The organism is Clostridium sp. BIOML-A1, from assembly GCF_009874105.1.
Classification (GTDB): Bacteria; Bacillota; Clostridia; order Lachnospirales; family Lachnospiraceae; genus Coprococcus.
On the sequence record NZ_WWTL01000010.1, the window covers coordinates 92,527 to 110,115 of the forward strand.

At 41.9% G+C, this 17,589-nt stretch carries 22 protein-coding genes; 1 reads left to right on the forward strand and 21 read right to left on the reverse strand.

Going from position 1 to position 17,589, the window contains the following annotated elements; all coding sequences use genetic code 11:
* Positions 1 to 10 precede the first annotated feature (10 nt).
* The 3 genes from GT641_RS09340 to GT641_RS09350 all read right to left on the reverse strand — a co-directional run bounded on the left by GT641_RS09340 (position 11) and on the right by GT641_RS09350 (position 1,875).
* On the reverse strand, positions 11 to 199 hold the full coding sequence (locus GT641_RS09340) for a hypothetical protein (RefSeq protein ID WP_161117372.1): 189 nt from the start codon (positions 197 to 199) through the stop codon (positions 11 to 13).
* Between the two features lie 39 nt (positions 200 to 238).
* The gene (locus GT641_RS09345; RefSeq protein WP_119963620.1) at positions 239 to 1,168 is read right to left on the reverse strand and encodes an acyl-CoA thioester hydrolase/BAAT C-terminal domain-containing protein; all 930 of its coding nucleotides are present in this window, start codon (positions 1,166 to 1,168) and stop codon (positions 239 to 241) included.
* Between the two features lie 86 nt (positions 1,169 to 1,254).
* Positions 1,255 to 1,875 carry a TetR/AcrR family transcriptional regulator gene (locus GT641_RS09350; protein WP_119963619.1) on the reverse strand — a complete coding sequence of 207 codons (621 nt, stop codon included), beginning with the start codon at positions 1,873 to 1,875 and terminating at the stop codon, positions 1,255 to 1,257.
* 317 nt (positions 1,876 to 2,192) lie between these two features.
* On the opposite strand from GT641_RS09350, the gene GT641_RS09355 reads away from it, so the two are divergent.
* Positions 2,193 to 2,780: a GNAT family N-acetyltransferase gene (locus GT641_RS09355; RefSeq protein WP_161117373.1), complete on the forward strand. Its 588-nt coding sequence runs from the start codon at positions 2,193 to 2,195 to the stop codon at positions 2,778 to 2,780.
* On the opposite strand, the gene GT641_RS09360 is transcribed toward GT641_RS09355, so the two are convergent.
* The 18 genes from GT641_RS09360 to GT641_RS09445 all read right to left on the reverse strand — a co-directional run bounded on the left by GT641_RS09360 (position 2,767) and on the right by GT641_RS09445 (position 17,364).
* Entirely contained in the window at positions 2,767 to 3,321 is a 555-nt protein-coding gene (locus tag GT641_RS09360) for a thiamine phosphate synthase (RefSeq protein ID WP_242997309.1), read from the reverse strand. The genes GT641_RS09355 and GT641_RS09360 overlap by 14 nt on opposite strands.
* Before the next feature lie 19 nt (positions 3,322 to 3,340).
* Positions 3,341 to 4,600: a 2-iminoacetate synthase ThiH gene (gene thiH, locus GT641_RS09365; RefSeq protein WP_161117374.1), complete on the reverse strand. Its 1,260-nt coding sequence runs from the start codon at positions 4,598 to 4,600 to the stop codon at positions 3,341 to 3,343.
* Positions 4,601 to 4,613: 13 nt separating this feature from the next.
* On the reverse strand, positions 4,614 to 5,378 hold the full coding sequence (locus GT641_RS09370) for a thiazole synthase (protein WP_161117375.1): 765 nt from the start codon (positions 5,376 to 5,378) through the stop codon (positions 4,614 to 4,616).
* A gap of 221 nt (positions 5,379 to 5,599) precedes the next feature.
* Positions 5,600 to 6,253, reverse strand: a complete 654-nt coding sequence (thiF, locus tag GT641_RS09375; protein WP_119963614.1) for a sulfur carrier protein ThiS adenylyltransferase ThiF — start codon at positions 6,251 to 6,253, stop codon at positions 5,600 to 5,602.
* 3 nt (positions 6,254 to 6,256) lie between these two features.
* The gene (gene thiS, locus GT641_RS09380; protein ID WP_118482982.1) at positions 6,257 to 6,451 is read right to left on the reverse strand and encodes a sulfur carrier protein ThiS; all 195 of its coding nucleotides are present in this window, start codon (positions 6,449 to 6,451) and stop codon (positions 6,257 to 6,259) included.
* A gap of 240 nt (positions 6,452 to 6,691) precedes the next feature.
* The gene (locus tag GT641_RS09385) at positions 6,692 to 7,096 is read right to left on the reverse strand and encodes an HI0074 family nucleotidyltransferase substrate-binding subunit (protein ID WP_008399774.1); all 405 of its coding nucleotides are present in this window, start codon (positions 7,094 to 7,096) and stop codon (positions 6,692 to 6,694) included.
* Positions 7,080 to 7,373 carry a nucleotidyltransferase domain-containing protein gene (locus tag GT641_RS09390; RefSeq protein WP_119963612.1) on the reverse strand — a complete coding sequence of 98 codons (294 nt, stop codon included), beginning with the start codon at positions 7,371 to 7,373 and terminating at the stop codon, positions 7,080 to 7,082. Before GT641_RS09390 ends, GT641_RS09385 begins: the two co-directional genes overlap by 17 nt.
* A 123-nt stretch (positions 7,374 to 7,496) precedes the next feature.
* Positions 7,497 to 8,099 (reverse strand): hypothetical protein, encoded by a 603-nt coding sequence (locus GT641_RS09395; protein WP_347562882.1) that lies wholly within the window; start codon positions 8,097 to 8,099, stop codon positions 7,497 to 7,499.
* Between the two features lie 280 nt (positions 8,100 to 8,379).
* Positions 8,380 to 9,747, reverse strand: coding sequence for an MATE family efflux transporter (locus GT641_RS09400; RefSeq protein ID WP_161117376.1), 1,368 nt, complete (start codon positions 9,745 to 9,747; stop codon positions 8,380 to 8,382).
* A gap of 254 nt (positions 9,748 to 10,001) precedes the next feature.
* Complete coding sequence (locus GT641_RS09405; protein ID WP_161117377.1) at positions 10,002 to 10,217, reverse strand: nucleotidyltransferase domain-containing protein; 216 nt, start codon at positions 10,215 to 10,217, stop codon at positions 10,002 to 10,004.
* A 247-nt stretch (positions 10,218 to 10,464) separates the two neighbouring features.
* Positions 10,465 to 11,421 carry a hypothetical protein gene (locus tag GT641_RS09410; protein WP_192919830.1) on the reverse strand — a complete coding sequence of 319 codons (957 nt, stop codon included), beginning with the start codon at positions 11,419 to 11,421 and terminating at the stop codon, positions 10,465 to 10,467.
* Between the two features lie 111 nt (positions 11,422 to 11,532).
* A complete protein-coding gene (locus tag GT641_RS09415) occupies positions 11,533 to 12,153 on the reverse strand; it encodes a DUF6796 family protein (protein ID WP_119963556.1) in 621 nt (206 codons plus the stop codon).
* A 112-nt stretch (positions 12,154 to 12,265) separates the two neighbouring features.
* Positions 12,266 to 13,066: an MBL fold metallo-hydrolase gene (locus GT641_RS09420; protein WP_021944240.1), complete on the reverse strand. Its 801-nt coding sequence runs from the start codon at positions 13,064 to 13,066 to the stop codon at positions 12,266 to 12,268.
* A gap of 6 nt (positions 13,067 to 13,072) precedes the next feature.
* A complete protein-coding gene (locus tag GT641_RS09425) occupies positions 13,073 to 13,720 on the reverse strand; it encodes an esterase (protein WP_161117378.1) in 648 nt (215 codons plus the stop codon).
* Positions 13,721 to 13,833: 113 nt separating this feature from the next.
* Positions 13,834 to 14,907, reverse strand: a complete 1,074-nt coding sequence (locus GT641_RS09430; protein WP_161117379.1) for a hypothetical protein — start codon at positions 14,905 to 14,907, stop codon at positions 13,834 to 13,836.
* Positions 14,908 to 14,937: 30 nt separating this feature from the next.
* Positions 14,938 to 15,222: an antibiotic biosynthesis monooxygenase family protein gene (locus GT641_RS09435; protein WP_161117380.1), complete on the reverse strand. Its 285-nt coding sequence runs from the start codon at positions 15,220 to 15,222 to the stop codon at positions 14,938 to 14,940.
* Between the two features lie 150 nt (positions 15,223 to 15,372).
* On the reverse strand, positions 15,373 to 15,735 hold the full coding sequence (locus tag GT641_RS09440; RefSeq protein WP_161117381.1) for a VOC family protein: 363 nt from the start codon (positions 15,733 to 15,735) through the stop codon (positions 15,373 to 15,375).
* Between the two features lie 288 nt (positions 15,736 to 16,023).
* Positions 16,024 to 17,364: a CCA tRNA nucleotidyltransferase gene (locus GT641_RS09445; RefSeq protein ID WP_161117382.1), complete on the reverse strand. Its 1,341-nt coding sequence runs from the start codon at positions 17,362 to 17,364 to the stop codon at positions 16,024 to 16,026.
* Positions 17,365 to 17,589: the final 225 nt, after the last annotated feature.

Consider the following 17,589-nt stretch of genomic DNA (forward strand, 5'->3'; position numbering starts at 1 on the left):
CCAATGTGTTTTACTGCCTGCAGGATTTCTTCGTTTCTTCGTTTTCCGAAATCGAACAAACCCATACGAATATACAGCAATGATAAATCCGTAGATCAATAAGAGCGGAATACTCAATGATCTCTTTCCATTTATTACTTGGGATCAACGGAATCTGGTGTGCCATCAGTGCTGCTGAGCTAATAACCCTTATTATCACTGTGACCCTCCTGATGAAAAATAAGAGCAAATACGGATATTAATCCGCTGTCCACTCCTTTAACGCTGCGGACAGTCTGCGGTCAATATCTTTTCTGGTTGCCTCACATTCCTTTGGATAATCTTTTGCAGCCTTAAAGACAAATTTCAATACAAATTTGAGTCCAACCGGAAGTGCGATCCGAAGCAAAGTTTCCGGCAATACAAAGTGAGTACCATGTTCATAAACAAGAGCATCGTATTCACATGTATGTGGATGTTCCTTCAAACGCTGATCCATACGGCGGACATATTTGCCAGCCTCCCAGAAGCTGTCATCATCCGCACCGATCAGGAATAAGCGGCCTTTTATATTCTCAACCTTTACCATTTCTTCCTCTGTATGCGGTCTTGCCTTTTCCGAATCTATAAACAAGCAGGTCGACCGTGTGATATCACCGGAGCCTTTTGTTTCTTCCTCAATCTTCTGCCAATACACCGGATGTTCATAGACAAATGGCATATAAGGCAGCGGCTTTCCCTGCCATGAAAGTGTGGATGCATTCGATATCGGCCATTCCTTACAGCCATCCTTTTCTCCCTGTTCAAATCCCTGCCATACAAAATCACTGGCAGTAAGCCCAATCGTCATCGTAATATCCGGGAAATAAGATGCTGCAACGATCGCATCCATTCCGGCCGTGCTCATCCCCATAATACCGATTTTCCGGTTTCCATGATCCTGTAACCACTTTATTGCGGTCTGAATTCTTTCCAGCGGATTGTTGACATGACTGTAATTTTTTCTGCCCGGAGATACACACATAACATTTACACCCTGTCTGTGAAGCCATTTTGCTCCACATTTCGCCATATAATCATTCGGATCATCCCCAAATAATCCGATCACGGCACAATCCGCCCCTTTGGAATTTTCGTAATACGTTCCATAAAATCCATCTTTTTCGTTTTCAAAAAATTGTTTTTTCATGTTATTCTCCTACCTCTAACACAAGTTAGTATGTTCTAACATCCATGGACAGTATACTCTAAATGACTGCCAGATTCCACACTTTCTTACATTTTCTTATCATATTCATCTGCAATACAATATCGGCAGATCAGATCCGTAAGCTCATCGATGACTTTTTCTTTATCATAGTCATTTCCATAGAAGGTCACCTCATGCACAACGGACTCCAACGCACATTGAAGGATCAGGGATGTGGTCTTTAGATCAGAGATTCTGAGCATTTTTTTATTTGTCTCAAGCAGTGAGAAAAATGTCCGAAATGCACCCGCGCGCGCCCTTGCTTCCAGTTCGTGCAAGTCATCATACTGCAGGGACAAGGCGGATATCTCCTTCTGGAATGCTGTCATGTATTCATGATTATGTAGGATCAGAGCAACGTATTTTCTGACAAATTCTCGCGGAGATGTGAACCCGGACACATCCATGATCGTGATCTCCTGCAAAGATTCATTATAAAGATCCGTGATCAATTCCTCATATAACGACTTCTTATCAACAAAATAACTGTAAAATGTGCCGATCGACACATTTGCTTTCTTTGCAATCTCGTTGCTGCTGGTATTATGAAACCCTTTTGTCGAGAACAGCTCGACCGCCGCTTTCTTCAGTGCTTCCTTTTTCTCAATGCTTCTTTTCTGTTTTGGGATACGAATTTCTTCCGGCATGTGTTACTCCTTTATGTAAAAAACAATTCCATTCATATAGTTTTACTGTTTCCAGTATAAGCATATAAAAAAATAAAGTCAATAAAACATGAGTATGTACTCACATTTATATTGACAATATAATTTCGGCGTGATATTCTACAGCCATACAAATATGAGCTCAAACTCGCATTTCAAAAAATGGTATATTCTACGTTGCAGAGATATTATTTTTCAAAATACATTGAATGAACCATATGTGAAACTCATTCAGATTATGGAAAACCATGCTGATTTTTCAAACATATTGAATAAAAATTTGGGAGGTATAAAAAGATATGATAAAGATTGAAAACCGGTCACCAGAAGACATAGCAAATTACGGCAGACGGATCGGGGAAGCATTTGCCGCATCTCCCGGCATCGCCGAGACGATACCACATGATGACCTCGTCAAATCTTTCGAGATCATTACTGAATTCTACTACCGGATGGGTACATTATATGCAACCTCCGAAAAATATGAAGGCTTCCTTGCATACTGGGATAAGAATACCAGACAGCCACTCGGGCCTGCCCTACATATGATCTGGAGAATGCTGTGCGAGATTCCATTTAAATCATTATTAAATATCGCAACCGGATCAAACGAGCAATATAAGAAATTATACCGCAAAGAAAAAGATTATATCGCTGTCTCGATGGTAGTCGTCTTACAGGCTTACCAGGGACAGGGCTTCATGAAGAAGGTTCTGGAGCTGCCATTTGCAGAAGCCGCCAAACGTGGCTGCCCCTGCATTCTTGACACCGACAACATCCAAAAGGTTGTCAAATACGAACATTGCGGCATGACGAAAACTGCCGAGAAGAAGATGGCACATGATATCACGCTGTATACCATGGCATATCTTCCTACATCCGCATAAATCCGGACATCATACAACCGCCTGCCGCACCGGCTTCCATCACCTGCGGCAGGCGTTCTTCATTGATACCACCGATCGCATATACCGGGACCGGACAATTCGCACAGATCTCACGAACGAATTCCAGTCCTCTGCCCTTCAGCCCTTTCTTACATTCTGTCTCAAATATCGTTCCAAGCACGATCTGTGTCGCTCCGCTCTTAACTGCAAGCTCGACATCCTCCATGCTGTGACAGGACACACTGATCTCTTTAAAATTCGTTGTCAGTGCATCACGCCAGACATCTGACAAATCCTGCAACACAGGAATCGACAAATGAATATTCTCACAGCCAAGCCGTGCTGCAATCTCCATTCTGGAATGCAGAAAGACAGGTACGCCTGCCGTTCTGTATATTTCTAAAACCTTCGCTGCAAGCTTCTCATATTCTGTATCCGGCAAGTCTTTTTCCCGCAGGATCAATGCATGCGGATGCACCTGAGCGACCTTTTGAAGCTGTTCCAGAAAATCTCCGTTTACCAGCGCGCGATTGGTGATCACAATCGCGTGCTCATAACATTTACACATAGATATAATCGTTTAAGACCGGCTGCAAGCCGCCCTTCTCCATATCCTGATACATGGATGTAAAGGAACGATCATCGTTGATCTCGAACTGCTCATCTCCTACATCCGCATCTTCCTTACCTTCGTATTTCTCCTCATGATCACCGATTCCGGTCGATACTCCGGCAGAAACCTTTGTTGCACAGATCTTTGCGATTCCGTTTCGGAATGTTGCGCTTTCACGGCTCGATACCGTGATTCCGACAAACGGCAGGAACATCCGATATGCACAAAGCACCTGACAAAGCTCCTTCTCTCCTACATCCCTTGGATTGATCTTCTCATTATTCACGATCGGACGCAGGCGCGGACAACTCAATGATAATTCTGCATGTGGATATTTGCGGTTGATATAATAGACATGAAGTGCCGTTGCCAGTGCATCCTTTCTGAAATCATCCAGTCCCAGAAGTGCTGAAAATCCAGCTCCACGCATGCCGCCCATCAGTGCACGCTCCTGTGCATCAAAACGATATGGCCAGACGCGCTTGTGTCCCATCAGATGTAAGGTCTCGTATTTGTCCGTGTTGTATGTCTCCTGAAAAACAGTCACATAATCAACACCACATTCATGCAGATATTTGTATTCATCCACATTTACTGGGTAGATCTCGATTCCGATATTCTTAAAATATTTTCTTGCGATCTTCACCGCTTCCCCGATATATGTAACATCCGAATATACCCGACTCTCGCCTGTCAGGATCAGAATTTCTTCCATGCCGGTATGCGCAATAACCTGCATCTCATGCTCGATCTCCTCCATCGTCAGCTTCTTCCGGCGGATGTTGTTATAACAGTTGAAGCCACAGTAAATGCAGTAGTTCTGGCAATAGTTTGCAATATAAAGCGGTGTGAAAATATAGACCGTATTTCCAAAATGATTCTTCGTGATCTCCTCTGCTTTCCTTGCCATCTGTTCCAGATACGGTGCTGCTGCCGGTGACAGCAATGCCTTAAAGTCCTCGATCGTACAGCTCTCATGTGACAGCGCACGTTCTACATCTGCCGCAGTATAGGAATCATAGTCATATGCATCCATAGCCGCAAGTACTTTGTCCTTGATATCCGAATCGATCACCTGCATGCCTTCCATATATTCCATATGATTTGTCCGGAACGATGCATCCTGTTCCAGACGATGCTTGCGTGCTAGCGCTTCCTGTGGAAGCTTGTCACTGTCAACAAAATATACTTGATTTTCTTCGTTCATTTCCGACTGCCTCCTAACGCAAGAAACCTGTCAAAGGATCGGAAGCACTTCCGCCTCTTGCAAGGACACGACCCATTCCGGTCAGGTATGCTTTTCTTCCGGCTTCGATCGCAAGTTTAAATGCTGCTGCCATCTCCGGTACATCACCTGCTGTTGCAATGGCTGTATTTGCCATGATCGCAGCCGCACCCATTTCCATCGCTTCACATGCCTGAGATGGTTTTCCGATGCCGGCATCCACGATGATCGGCAGGTCGATCTCATCGATCAATACCTGGATCATATCCTTTGTCGCAAGCCCCTTATTACTTCCAATTGGAGCTGCAAGCGGCATAACAGCAGCCGCACCTGCATTCTGAAGATCCCTTGCTACATTTAAATCCGGATTCATATATGGCAGTACCACGAAGCCTTCCTTTGCAAGGATCTCGGTTGCTTTCACAGTCTCATAATTATCCGGGAAGAGGTATTTTGCATCACGCATGATCTCTACCTTTACAAAATTGCCACAGCCCATTGCCCGGCTAAGTCTTGCGATGCGGACAGCCTCTTCGGCATTTCTTGCACCGGAAGTATTCGGAAGCAGGGTAACTCCTTCCGGAATATAGTCCAGAATATTCTCACTTTCCTGTGTATTTGCACGTCGTAATGCAAGGGTGATGATCTCTGCCCCTCCCTGTTCGACTGCTGCCTTGATCAGATTCAGGTTGTATTTGCCTGATCCTAAAATGAAACGGCTCTTGAATTCCTTTCCGCCTAAGATGAATTTATCTTCCATGTTGTCTCCTTTTCTCTGCAGAGAAATAAATGTTAGAGTTATATATATTATAATACTCGTATACCTTGACATTACCAACCAAGGGACGCTTCCGCTCGTTGAGTCCTGCAGCGGTACTAAGATGCCCCTTATGCGCCATCAAGTACCGGCGGACTCAAATGCCCTTGTTTTGGTATATCAAGGTATCCGAGTATCATGTAATCTCCAATTTTCTCTAACATTTATTTCTCCATTATCAATTGTAATACTTTGTTTGCTTCATGAGCTGCGCAGGCAGCTACCCGCGGAGCGATGAGTCCTATACCGTCGCCGACATCAGTGCTCTGATCTCCGCACACATACAGGCGGCGCATCATCTGGCGCGTTTTTATCGCATTCGTATCTACATACCCTGCCATTCCATTTCCTGATACAACAGTTGCATCCGGACACTGCATCAGTAGTTCACGCACCAGCATTGCCTTCTGATCCGGTTTGTCAAATGCTTCACATACGATAGGATATTCACCGAATAACTCCTTTACATTGTCCGGGGTTACTTTCGTCTGCACTGTCTCATACGTCAGATATGGATTGATCTGATACAGGGTTTCGAGCAGGGCTTCCGTCTTCGGCTTCCCGAGCTGGGATATAAAGTACATCTGACGATTGAGATTTGTCACATCCACCACATCGAAATCCACCAGAAGCAAATGTCCGACGCCGCTTCTTGCAAGCATGACTGCAATATTTGACCCCAGTCCACCGATACCTGCAACAGCCACCTTCGCCGCACGTAACTTTACCTGCATCTCTTTCGGAAATCTTGCATCAAATGCACGATCCAGTTCTTCCTGTGAGATCAGCTCCTGCATTTTCTTCTGCATCTCTGTCATGTCTCAACCTCCACCAACAAATCGTAATACTTCGATCACATCTTCATCCTGAATGATCGTATTGCCAAGTTCATCTTTTGGAATAATGTCGAGATTCCGTTCTACAACGACACGTTCCGGCTCAAATCCGGCTTCCTTCAAATATTCCAGAAGATTCTTACCGGCAATCTCTTTTTCTTCACCATTGATTTTTACCATGTATGTTCTCCTATCTTTCATAATTACACATTTTCTGCACTACAGGACAAATGCCCTGTAACACAAAAAGGCACCGGATCATACAACCATAACGGTATGATCCGGCGCCTGTTATCTTCCTTGTGAAAAGTGGTGCCCCCAGTTCACAAATATTCATATGAAATTATTTTACCTTATGCAGGGTATTTGTGCAAGGACTTATTCATCTCACTATTGCAAACCGGAGTTTATTAAAGACGATTACCACTCATCTACTTCTATAAGTTTTTCCTGCAATGTCTCCTCAAGATCTGTAAAAGCTGGAATAAAACTATCTCGTATAAACACGATCAATTCATCAATTTCTTCCTCGTTATATATATGAATTGATGTATTTCTTTTTTTCAACATCAGCAGCCAAACAGATGAGTCGTTCACAAATCCGACTTTATACCCGACCTGTAATATTTCTCTTGGCGAACCTGTTTCCGCTCCTTCTACTCCATGCATTCTCAGCACTTCCTGCAATGCTTTCCAGGCAAGTTCAAAAGTCAGATTAAACTGCCCAACAACACCCATTCGATATATATCATTGCTGTCTGCAAGTTCAAAATCTGCTTGCTTTAATATATCAAGGCAATTTGCAAAATTATCTAGTTTTTTCATATATAACAACCCCATCCCTTTCAATTTCTTTTTTTAATTCTTCCGTAACCCTTGAATTCATATCAACCACATCAAAAGAAAGGAGCGAATGGATGTTTTCTTTTATATTCCAATAAAAAGAATCAAAATCCCCACCGTACACAGCTAAATCCACATCACTTCTCTCTGTATGATCTCCTCTTGCCCGAGATCCAAACAAAACTATTTTTATAATTGAATTTTCTTTTGCAAACGCTGTAATTTCCTTTATAACTCTATCCGGAAGATTATATGCCATTTGTCTCCCTCCATAACGGATAATTCTTCTCTCAGTTTACCACAGCATATTTTATTTTTCTATAGGCATATTCATACAGTATCATGAGGATTTTTTAAGGATATATTTTTGAATATTTTCATCCTACATCTTAAAAATCTGCTTTGCCTTGCCATTTGTAAATTGTATAACCGGTCCTGAAATTATAACTGTGATGATCGTACATGCTCCAAACTTTCCTCCCAAAAGCACGCCTGTCACGACCATTAAAATATCTAATATCATACGAACGATCTTAACCTGCCAGTTATTTTTCTCTGCCAATGCAAAGGTTACTGCTTCATAAGAACCTCTGCCAAGAGATGCAGATGCATACAAACCTGTTCCAACTGCAAATAAGATCACCCCTGCCAGCATAATGAAGAAATTTATCCACATATATTTGCTGTATATATGGCATTTTGCAAACAAATCCACACACCCACTGTACACAACCTGATATAAAAATGTTCCTATATGAATCTGCGATCTGTCATAAATAGCCGCAAATAAGATCATCACAACAGCTACAACAAATGAAGCCATTCCGATACTTATATGAAATGTTTCTGAAATACCCTGCCACAAAACTGCAAGTGTTGCGCCTCCAAATCCCGCATACAAGGCAAGTGTGATTCCATAAGCTGCAATAACAGAACCTACTATAATTATCACTATTTTTTTCAACCAATTCTTTGATGACATCATGTTCTTCCTCCATCTTCTGTAATTACATAAATAAAAAAGACTATAGAGCATACTGTTATGTTCAGAAACAGCAAAATCTATAGTCTTCTTTAACGCCGAGACAAGCATTTATATTGTTCTATATATACTGCATTGTATTGTTTTTGTCAATCTTACAAAGCTAAAGGATTAGACTTTTCATTCACCTGTCCTGAATTCCGCTCATCCATATTGCACAGACACGGAACAAATTCAAAACAGTTTTCCCTCTTACCGAGCTTACAGATACCACATTCATAGTTTATCCTAATTTTTCTACCTTGTTTCTCTGTATTTTCTTCAAAAATACATATCCCGCTAAGCATGAGAAAAATTCTGTAATCGGGAACGCCCACCAGATCAGTGAAACACCCATTTGGCCATTTCTTACGAAGACAGCGAAGATAGCTGCCAATGGCAATATGATCACAAGCTGTCTGAGAAGTGATATGACAAGCGACTCAAGACCGCCATTCAATGCCTGATAGATGCCCTGATATGCCACATTGGTTCCGGCAAATACAAAACTGATCGAGATAATTCTCATTGCACTGATAAAATACGCTCTTGACTGACCTGCATTGAACAGCGAGGCAAAGGCATTTGGAAAAATCTCTGTGATGAGAACGCCCAGGATCATCAATGCTATGGTATAAATAAGACCATAGCGGATTCCATCTTTGATCCTTTTCCTGCTTCCCATGCCATATGCAAAAGCTATGATCGGCGTGATTGCATCTCTCAGTCCAAATGCAAGGAACAATACAAACTGCTGCACCTTATAAAACAATCCATATGCCGTCTGGGCGGAAGGATTGAATTTTAAAATAAGATTCATCGCATAAACCATAATTGACATAAGTGCCTGTGCAATGATTGCAGGAAGACCAATGGAATAGATTTCTTTCATAGTTCTGGCACTCGGCTTCATATGTTTTATTCGATGTTCAAATTCCTTATTTAACTTCAGATGAAATACCAGAAGCAAACCGGCAGATACGATCTGTCCTATGACGGTAGCATATGCGGCTCCCGCTACTCCCATTTCCGGAACAGGGCCAATACCATAGATCATGATCGGGTCAAGAATAATATTTATAACAGCTCCCGCAACCTGACCAATCGTTGAATAAAGGGAACGTCCTGTTGCCTGCAATAATTTTTCAAATAATGAAAAGAAGATAATGCCAAAGGACAACACACAGCAGATCCGCAAATATGTTGTTCCCATCGAGATAACTTCCGGATCAACGGTCTGAGATGAGATGTAGGCTTTCACTCCAAAGATACCAAATAACAGACATACCACATAAATAATTCCACCAAGAAATAAGCTGTTGCCTGCGACTCTTGCTGCTTTTTTCATATCTCTCTGCCCAAGTGTCATGGCAAGAAGTGCATTTGTTCCTACACCTGTTCCGATTCCTACAGCCACCATAAGCATCTGAACCGGAAATACCAGTGTGAGTGCATTTAATGCCGCTTCACTCCCCAACTCCATATTGCCTACAAATGCACTGTCCACAATATTATAGACCGCCTGCAATGCCATCGATAAGATCATCGGTATTCCCATCTGAACCATCAGCTTATTTACCGGCATCTCCCTCATCTTATTACTTTCCGCCATCTTAATTTAATCCTCCTTTTTCACACAAAAAAAGTGTGTACTTATCTTATAAGTTGGACTTACGCTGATAAGCTACACACTTTCTAATGGCAATATATAATTAAAAAACGAGCAGCAAAACTGGATTTACGCATGTTTGCTACTCGTTCAAGACGTTATTATATTTCTCATTTTCGAAAAAGTCAAACGAAAAATTGGGATGGCTTTAATCCGACAATCCATCCAATGAATTGCAGAAAGATAAAAACCGCCTGTTAAATTTCTCGTCCATATTGCCTGATATCCTCCAATAATAACTGATTCCTACAGGTATCCATATTCACTAAATCCACACTGAAAAGTGTTGGCAATTCTTCCACTTTTTCAACAAGTGATTCAAAGTTATCCACACCCGAAACAGCAATATCAATATCGCTTCTTTCCATCGCTGTACCTCTTGCCCTTGAACCATATAATATTACTTCTTGCACTACTCCACAATCTTAACTCTGCCCGACTTTCTTGGTTTGCTGTGTGGCTGCTCCTTTGATACATAACTTCCAGCCAGATGAGTGCGGTTAAAATATGCCATATGAAACCAACTCCTTATTTCTCTTATCTCGGACAAATAATGATCCGGCGTTTTTCTGCTACACTCATAGCTTACATTGAAATATCACGCAAAAAAAGTACGCACTTTTTTATTACATAGTCACCTTTTCGTAACCACTTACTTCATTAAAAAAGATCCAGCATATTATCCAGATAGACAGCCTCCCGGACGTGCAGTTGATATTCCGGTTTTGTCATGTAATAAAGCAAAAATTCCAGGATCAATGCACTGCCAAGGCTTCGCCCTTCAATCTTAAAATGAGAAAATCCCATCGGCAGGTATGTTTCTTTTATATCATTGATTCCGATAAATCCCGGATTTGTCATTGCCTTTGAAAAACGATAACCGCCCATGACATCTGAAGCCGTACACTCATGCTCCGGGCAATCCTCTCCAAGATTCTTGCGACTGACCGTTTCATAACATTTGCGTCTGTCCTTACACCCAAAGGAACAACATTCATTACACAGGAATTCCATTTTATCCCTCTGCGACTGTGTCAGTGTTTCCCATTTGTCCCATGCCTTATTCAATCGGAAATCCGGCACAACATAACGGAAATCTTCCCGATCTGTCTCCTTTACCAACTCCTCAAAATCTGTCAGAACCTTTGTAGTCGATGATACAAAATAAAAACCCGGATACTGCTTTTTTAGGTAATCTAACAACAGCTCCGAATGGACGATCACCCCATTTTCTGCCTTTCCGTTTTTCTCAAATAATCTGCAAAGCTCGTTACATCTCTTATCCGCCAGATGCTCCTCACAAAGCAGGGAGTTGCTGAAGGTCAATCGGGCTGAGATTCCATACTCGTCCATCAATTCCCGTACATCCTCCGGATCACAATCACCATATCCAACACGTCCGCCACCCCACAGACAGTCCGCCGGAGCACCATAGATCGAACCGATCTCGCACCAGTCATAGAAATATTCTCTGTGCTCCCGGAACAATGGCAGGAATACACGATACAGCTCATAGAATTCGAACAGCCCCGGTAAATGATAATATGCAGTTTTATCTGTATGAATACATGCGTTTTTCGGTGCTTTACTAAATGTAATTGTAAATGGCTTCTGCATATATTACCTCATTTTATACTTTTTTTATATTTTCCTTTATTTTATACTTTTTTACAAGATAATTTCTATAAAGTAAGAACGCCGATAGTTCCCGGCTCTCTAACGTGACCATTATATAAGAAAAAGCAACCCGGCAAACATGATCACCCCGATTACATTTGCTTTTGCCGGAAGTTTTGTTGGCAGGATCACGATTGCAAGCGGCAGCAGATTAAAAATACATGCCCATGCCGGAAGTGAAGTTTTTCCTGTCACAACAGCAATAAAAAATGCTGCCGCAAATACCAACATTCCCAGATATCCCAGATACATCGTATAACAGGTTGTCTTAAAGAAATCCCATACCGCGTGCAGAGCTTCTTCTGTCAGATTTAATTTTACAAAAAACCATTCAACCAGACAACAGAACAGATGATGCAATGCAAGATTGATAAACATGACAAGTGTTGATATCAGCATGATCAGATAATATGTTTCTGAATACTGCTGCATCCAGTCACAAAGAGCTATGTATCCGAATATCTCAAGCGTCATTGCACACACGCCCAACAACATCGCAACCGACAGATTCTTCAGTGGCATTCCATGAAAGGCTACCTTGGATTTTTCATAATCCTTAAAATTTGTCAGATCGACTTTTCCATTTGGAGCATATGTCAGAAATCCATCTGAAATCCCACACAATATATGCCCGATCAATGCCATCACCATAAATATTTTCCACTGTAACATAATATCTATTCTCCTTTATAAAAAAAATATGCCAATGCAGTTAGTCTCTGCTAACTATATTAGCATATTCTTCATCAACCATGCAAATGCTTTCGCCGTCCGGATCACCATATTAAATTATAAACGTTTCCAGATCATCCGGGATCAGAAGATTCCCACTGAAATATTTTCTTCCTTCTTCATAATACAATTCTTTTCGATGTGAAAGATTCCGATCCTCTGTATGATACAGCAGCAGATTTTTCACATGCAATTCTTCTGCAAACTCACAGGCATTTTTCACTGTTGAATGATGCTTCTCGTATGGATGGAATATATCCGCCTGACCATCCAGACAAAATGCTTCGTGCAACAACCATGTACTGTTCTCTGCATACTTCTTTTCACATGGATTGTATGGTTCATCTCCGCAGCAGGTTAATCTCTCTCCATCTCCCAGTTCCATGCAGAAACCGAACTGTTTCGCTTTTGTGGATTGGATATCAAAAAATGTAACCCGTTTATTCAAAATTTCAACAGACTCTCCATTTTTAACTGCTATCAGATGCAGCCGTTTACCGATAAAATCTGTCTCTTTCTTTGGCAGAAGTTTTCTGGCCAGATCAAGCAGCAGATCAATGACTTCATCATGTGCATATATCACAGCTTCGCCTTCATATTCGCCCTGCTTCATATGCTGGCATATCATACGGATCATCCATATGATACCCGTAATGTGATCGATATGTTTATGTGTCACAAAGATAGTTCTAACCTCTTTCCAGTCAATTCCGGCATGCTTTAACTGATGCAGAATGGCACTTCCACCGCCACCATCCACCATAAAATATTCCTCATTTTCCTGCAACACAAAACAGGTGTTATAACATTCCGTAACAAGTGCACTTCCTGTTCCAAGCATCGTAACATTCATAAAGTATCACCTTCCTCTGATCGTTCCTTTTGTTCTTTCCATCATCCATGCAAATGCTTTCGCCGTCCGGATTCCCGGTTCTTTAAAATGATTTCCCTGATTCCATTCCAGTATACTGTCAATCTCCTGCTCCTGTAGCCATCCATACAATTCCCGGATACAATCGCCTACCGCAGCCATAACCTGATTCTTCGTTCTTTCTTCCCGATCACCAAGGCTCAGATAAACAGCAGGGCTTGCAATCCCATATTCTTTCACATACGAAAGAAATCCCGGAAACCAAACCGATGGGGATACTGCCGCTATCCCGGCAAACCTGTCCGTCTGGCAGGATGTCCAAAGTGCAAACAGCCCCGCAAGGGAATATCCACCAAGATAATAAGTCTTACTTTCATCCTTACACAATTCCAATATCTGTGCCAGTAACGCCGATGCGCCCTCGCCAAAATTTTCATTTCCAAATACAGCAGGTGCTCTCCACGGAGACAGATCCTGATTCCAGCTATCTACTTTAACTGCGACCATCTGAAATTCCAGAGAAGTCCTCTTCTTTATCTCTGAAACCTCATTTTCTATATCATGCACATCATGATCTCCCACTGGCTGGATCAATACAATATTTGCTTCCGGATCACCATATTTATATACAACCATTTTTGCTCTCCAAATTTAAGTATATTATTATAATATCTGAAACATCACCACTCCGCAAACACATAATATACTTCCCTTTCTCCTGAAATACCGAACAAAATAACGCTATCTGATCAAGGCACTTCGATTATATTGCTGACTCTGATATACGTTCCATTTATATATGCCTCAAGCCAGATCGATGTATCCGGATATGTATATTCTGCCGGCAGCTGCAATTCACCTTCTGCTGCTCTGTCCAAAAGAAGCGAACCATCCCGCTCAATATGCCAGCCCAGATTATCATATCCTTCGACCTCATCTCTTGTGATCACGCCATTTTCATAAGTCAGGGTAAATGCTTCAACAACCGGTGTTTCTGCAATTAACTGATATCTGTGTGAAAAATACCGGATACTTCTAAATCTTCCGTTTTCCTTTTTATACACAACCGTCGCATCGCAGTCTCTGAAATTAATACCGGCTTCCCTGCCAACGATCGAGCCGGTTTCAGGTCCGGGTGTTCCAACCATACCTGATACATTTACATTTATCCAGTCTTCAGAACCATAAATTTCTCCGCCTGCAATTCCTACATACGTTCCTCCAGACACATATGCTTTTTCAAAAGTGATATTCTTCATCTGCAAGGAATAAGAATATCCTACAAATCCGCAATGTCCACCGTATTTTGTATCTATATGCATATTTTTTATTATATGATTTTGTCCATCTATAAGCCCCACAAATGTAGTGTGCTCAAGATATCTGTCTGGTCTGTACCATCCGCCCATCGGAACCCATTCCAGACCGTCAAGATCTATATCCGCCTCAAGGTAGAGTTCCACGGAATCATTATACCCTTTGACTGCATTGACATAATACACAACTCCAGCCAGTTGTTCCTTTGTTTCTACATGAAACACGGGAGCATTTTCTAATGCCCAGTCCGTGTCCGCAATCTCCATGATCGAGCCGGTATCCCCATAATTTTCCCAGTCTGTCTTTGTCGGATCATAGTCCTCATTAACACTGTCTTCCGAGTTTGCATATGGATATTCTTCATAAGTACTATCTTCTGAAATTACATACGAATCTTCTTCATAAGTACTGTCTTCCCGATTTGTATCTGTATAATTCTCGTATATTGATTTTGGAATAAATATGCCGAAAAACACTCCGAATATTATTATAAATATTTTCCACATAGAAATTTCCCCTTCCCCATTACATTAACCCTACCTTTTTGTTACTACTGTATCAAGAACATATTTTTCTTTTATCTGTTTTAACATCTCCATATGCGGCATCTGCAAATGCTTCTGCTGATTCTCCTCCGATTCCCATTCCTCTACGAGCAGCAGTTTGTCCGGATCTTCGATATCATCATAATAATTATATGACATGCAGCCCTTTTCCTTCCGAATCTGATCTAAAATCCCGGATGCCATCACAGCCTCAACAAATTTTCCTCTCATCCCTGATTGTATTGTATATCTGACAAGCAAAACGATGTTTCTCATTTTTTCTCTCCTGTTATTTAGCCCCGTCAGCTTATGTATTACTTGCTTTCCTTCATGTCAAACAGATTTTCCCTTAATACACAGTTACCTCAATGTTTCACCCAGAATTATAAATTTTCCGCTGCATATAGCTTCCTTGTCTGTTTCCGGTTACGTCGGCGTCCCAACCTCGATCAGATTTCCATCCAGATCATAGAAACGAACCACCTTCTGTCCCCAACTGTGAACCATAAGTGGATTTACATATTCAATCGACGGATATAACCGCTCCAGCTTTTCAACAAAAGCTTCGATATCCCGCTCCTCAAAATATAGCTCGGTGGAATTATTGTGGGATATCACATCTCTTTTAAGAAAATCTTTCCATATCCTCTCATCCTGCAATACTAATCCTTCCGTCAGAATCAGATTTCCGTCATTATCTAATATTGGTTCGAGTCCAAACAGATCATGGTAAAATTGCTTTGACCGTTCAATATCTTTAACAACAATTAACACATTCCTCAGTCTCATTCCACACCTCCATATTTTTATCTGTTTTAAATGATCTCCGATTTTTCTCATAAAATGTCACATTTGCCTCCGGATCTGTGAGCGACACATTCACCCGTCCGGCATATGGATCACGCCAAAACTGCCATATTCCGTAGTAAAATACGGCAGAGATGAAGCATTGACCAACTCGTCCTTCGGACTCAAACAGGCACTCGTATTTACCGGCACTATGCATCTCATTACGAAATCTTGGGTAATGTCAATATATAATTAGCTGGATGCAGTTATAATTCCACCTTTATTTTTTTACTTCTTAATATATTTATCTGCCATAGACAACAGCGTTTCTCTGTTGTTCAACTCAGGACTGCCAAGCACCTGATTCAGAAGCTCTTGCAAGATATCGCCGATCTCTTTTCCAGGTTTTACGCCAAGTGCGATCAAATCCTTTCCATTGATGGCAAGCTGCTTGATCGTCAGACAATCTTTCGCATCCGTGATCTCCTGATACAGTTTCTCCAGATGCTCGATGCTGCTTCTCCGTTCTTCTAACTTATAATCACTCTGCGCCGCCATATCCGCCCGGCGGATCTTGATATAATAAGGGAAGAAATCTGCTCCTATCCTGCTGAGTGCTTTTCGGAAGGTTGTCTTTTTCAATATCTCCCCTAAACCATAATCATGCCACAACACCATCTTGCATACCAGATCTGTCGTTTCATTGTCAAACCGCAATCTGCGAAGCACCTTACGGGCAATCTCTGCCCCCTTCTCATTATGTCCATAGAAATGGTCGATACCATTTTCATCCACTGTATGACATTCCGGCTTTCCCACATCATGAAGCAGCGCAGCCCATCTGCATACTGTAGTTGACTCAATAGCCTTAACTGCTTCCATTGAATGAACGCCTACATTGTATTTGTGGTATGGATTATTCTGCGGCTGTTCCATCATCCGGTCAAATTCCGGCAGGATATATGCTGTTATACCTGTCACATATGCTTCCATCAATTTCTCCGGATGCGCAGAAGTCAGCAATTTGTCAAGCTCCACGCGGATACGTTCGGCACTGATATTCTGTAAGAACTGTGCCCGCAGGATCATCGCCTTTCTGGTATCCCTCTCGATTGTGAAATCAAGCTGGCCTGCAAACCGGATCGCCCGAAGGATTCTCAGGGCATCTTCGTCAAACCGTGCCAGCGGATCACCGACCGCCTTAATGACCTTATTGTCCAGATCATCCATTCCACCGAACAGATCGATCACACCTGCTGAAGGACTGTATGCCATAGCGTTGATCGTAAAATCCCTACGCTTCAAGTCTTCTTCTAAATTCGCAGTAAATTCCACAGAATCCGGTCTTCTGTGATCGGAATATTCTCCATCCACCCGGTAGGTGGTTACTTCATATGCCTCTTTACCAAACATAACCGTAACCGTACCATGCTTAATTCCGGTATCGATCGTCCGTCTGAATAACGCCTTTACCTGTTCCGGTCTTGCTGCTGTCGTAATATCCCAGTCTCCCGGTTCTCTGCCAAGAATACTGTCTCTCACGCATCCACCAACAATATAGGCTTCATATCCGGCAACTTCCAGTGTCTCTATTACCTTTTTCGCATTCTCCGGCATCCTGATCTCCATATCACAACCTCCTCCTTGGGTATTTCTATGCCTTTCTGTACACAATACCATTACTTTATTTTTTGATAGGGTATCTCTCATCTTCTCTTCTAGTATACCCTATGATCTATCCTTCTCTTGGGTATCACTTCTGTTTCTTAGATGTCATTGCAGTAGTCAACAAAAAGTAGACACATATTTTTAGTTTCTACACATCGCTTAGCAGGCATAGTACTCCCTATACTG

Coding starts and splice junctions, on each gene's coding strand:
- GT641_RS09430 (WP_161117379.1), bottom strand. CDS start 14,907: ATGTGGAAAATATTTATAATAATATTCGGAGTGTTTTTCGGCATATTT.
- GT641_RS09425 (WP_161117378.1), bottom strand. CDS start 13,720: ATGGTTGTATATAAATATGGTGATCCGGAAGCAAATATTGTATTGATC.
- thiF (WP_119963614.1), bottom strand. CDS start 6,253: ATGACAGAGATGCAGAAGAAAATGCAGGAGCTGATCTCACAGGAAGAA.
- GT641_RS09410 (WP_192919830.1), bottom strand. CDS start 11,421: ATGCAGAAGCCATTTACAATTACATTTAGTAAAGCACCGAAAAACGCA.
- GT641_RS09345 (WP_119963620.1), bottom strand. CDS start 1,168: ATGAAAAAACAATTTTTTGAAAACGAAAAAGATGGATTTTATGGAACG.
- GT641_RS09385 (WP_008399774.1), bottom strand. CDS start 7,096: ATGAAAAAACTAGATAATTTTGCAAATTGCCTTGATATATTAAAGCAA.
- GT641_RS09355 (WP_161117373.1), top strand. CDS start 2,193: ATGATAAAGATTGAAAACCGGTCACCAGAAGACATAGCAAATTACGGC.
- GT641_RS09395 (WP_347562882.1), bottom strand. CDS start 8,099: ATGATGTCATCAAAGAATTGGTTGAAAAAAATAGTGATAATTATAGTA.
- GT641_RS09370 (WP_161117375.1), bottom strand. CDS start 5,378: ATGGAAGATAAATTCATCTTAGGCGGAAAGGAATTCAAGAGCCGTTTC.
- GT641_RS09415 (WP_119963556.1), bottom strand. CDS start 12,153: ATGTTACAGTGGAAAATATTTATGGTGATGGCATTGATCGGGCATATA.
- GT641_RS09350 (WP_119963619.1), bottom strand. CDS start 1,875: ATGCCGGAAGAAATTCGTATCCCAAAACAGAAAAGAAGCATTGAGAAA.
- thiS (WP_118482982.1), bottom strand. CDS start 6,451: ATGGTAAAAATCAATGGTGAAGAAAAAGAGATTGCCGGTAAGAATCTT.
- GT641_RS09440 (WP_161117381.1), bottom strand. CDS start 15,735: ATGAGACTGAGGAATGTGTTAATTGTTGTTAAAGATATTGAACGGTCA.
- GT641_RS09445 (WP_161117382.1), bottom strand. CDS start 17,364: ATGGAGATCAGGATGCCGGAGAATGCGAAAAAGGTAATAGAGACACTG.
- thiH (WP_161117374.1), bottom strand. CDS start 4,600: ATGAACGAAGAAAATCAAGTATATTTTGTTGACAGTGACAAGCTTCCA.
- GT641_RS09435 (WP_161117380.1), bottom strand. CDS start 15,222: ATGAGAAACATCGTTTTGCTTGTCAGATATACAATACAATCAGGGATG.
- GT641_RS09400 (WP_161117376.1), bottom strand. CDS start 9,747: ATGGCGGAAAGTAATAAGATGAGGGAGATGCCGGTAAATAAGCTGATG.
- GT641_RS09390 (WP_119963612.1), bottom strand. CDS start 7,373: ATGGCATATAATCTTCCGGATAGAGTTATAAAGGAAATTACAGCGTTT.
- GT641_RS09420 (WP_021944240.1), bottom strand. CDS start 13,066: ATGAATGTTACGATGCTTGGAACAGGAAGTGCACTTGTTACGGAATGT.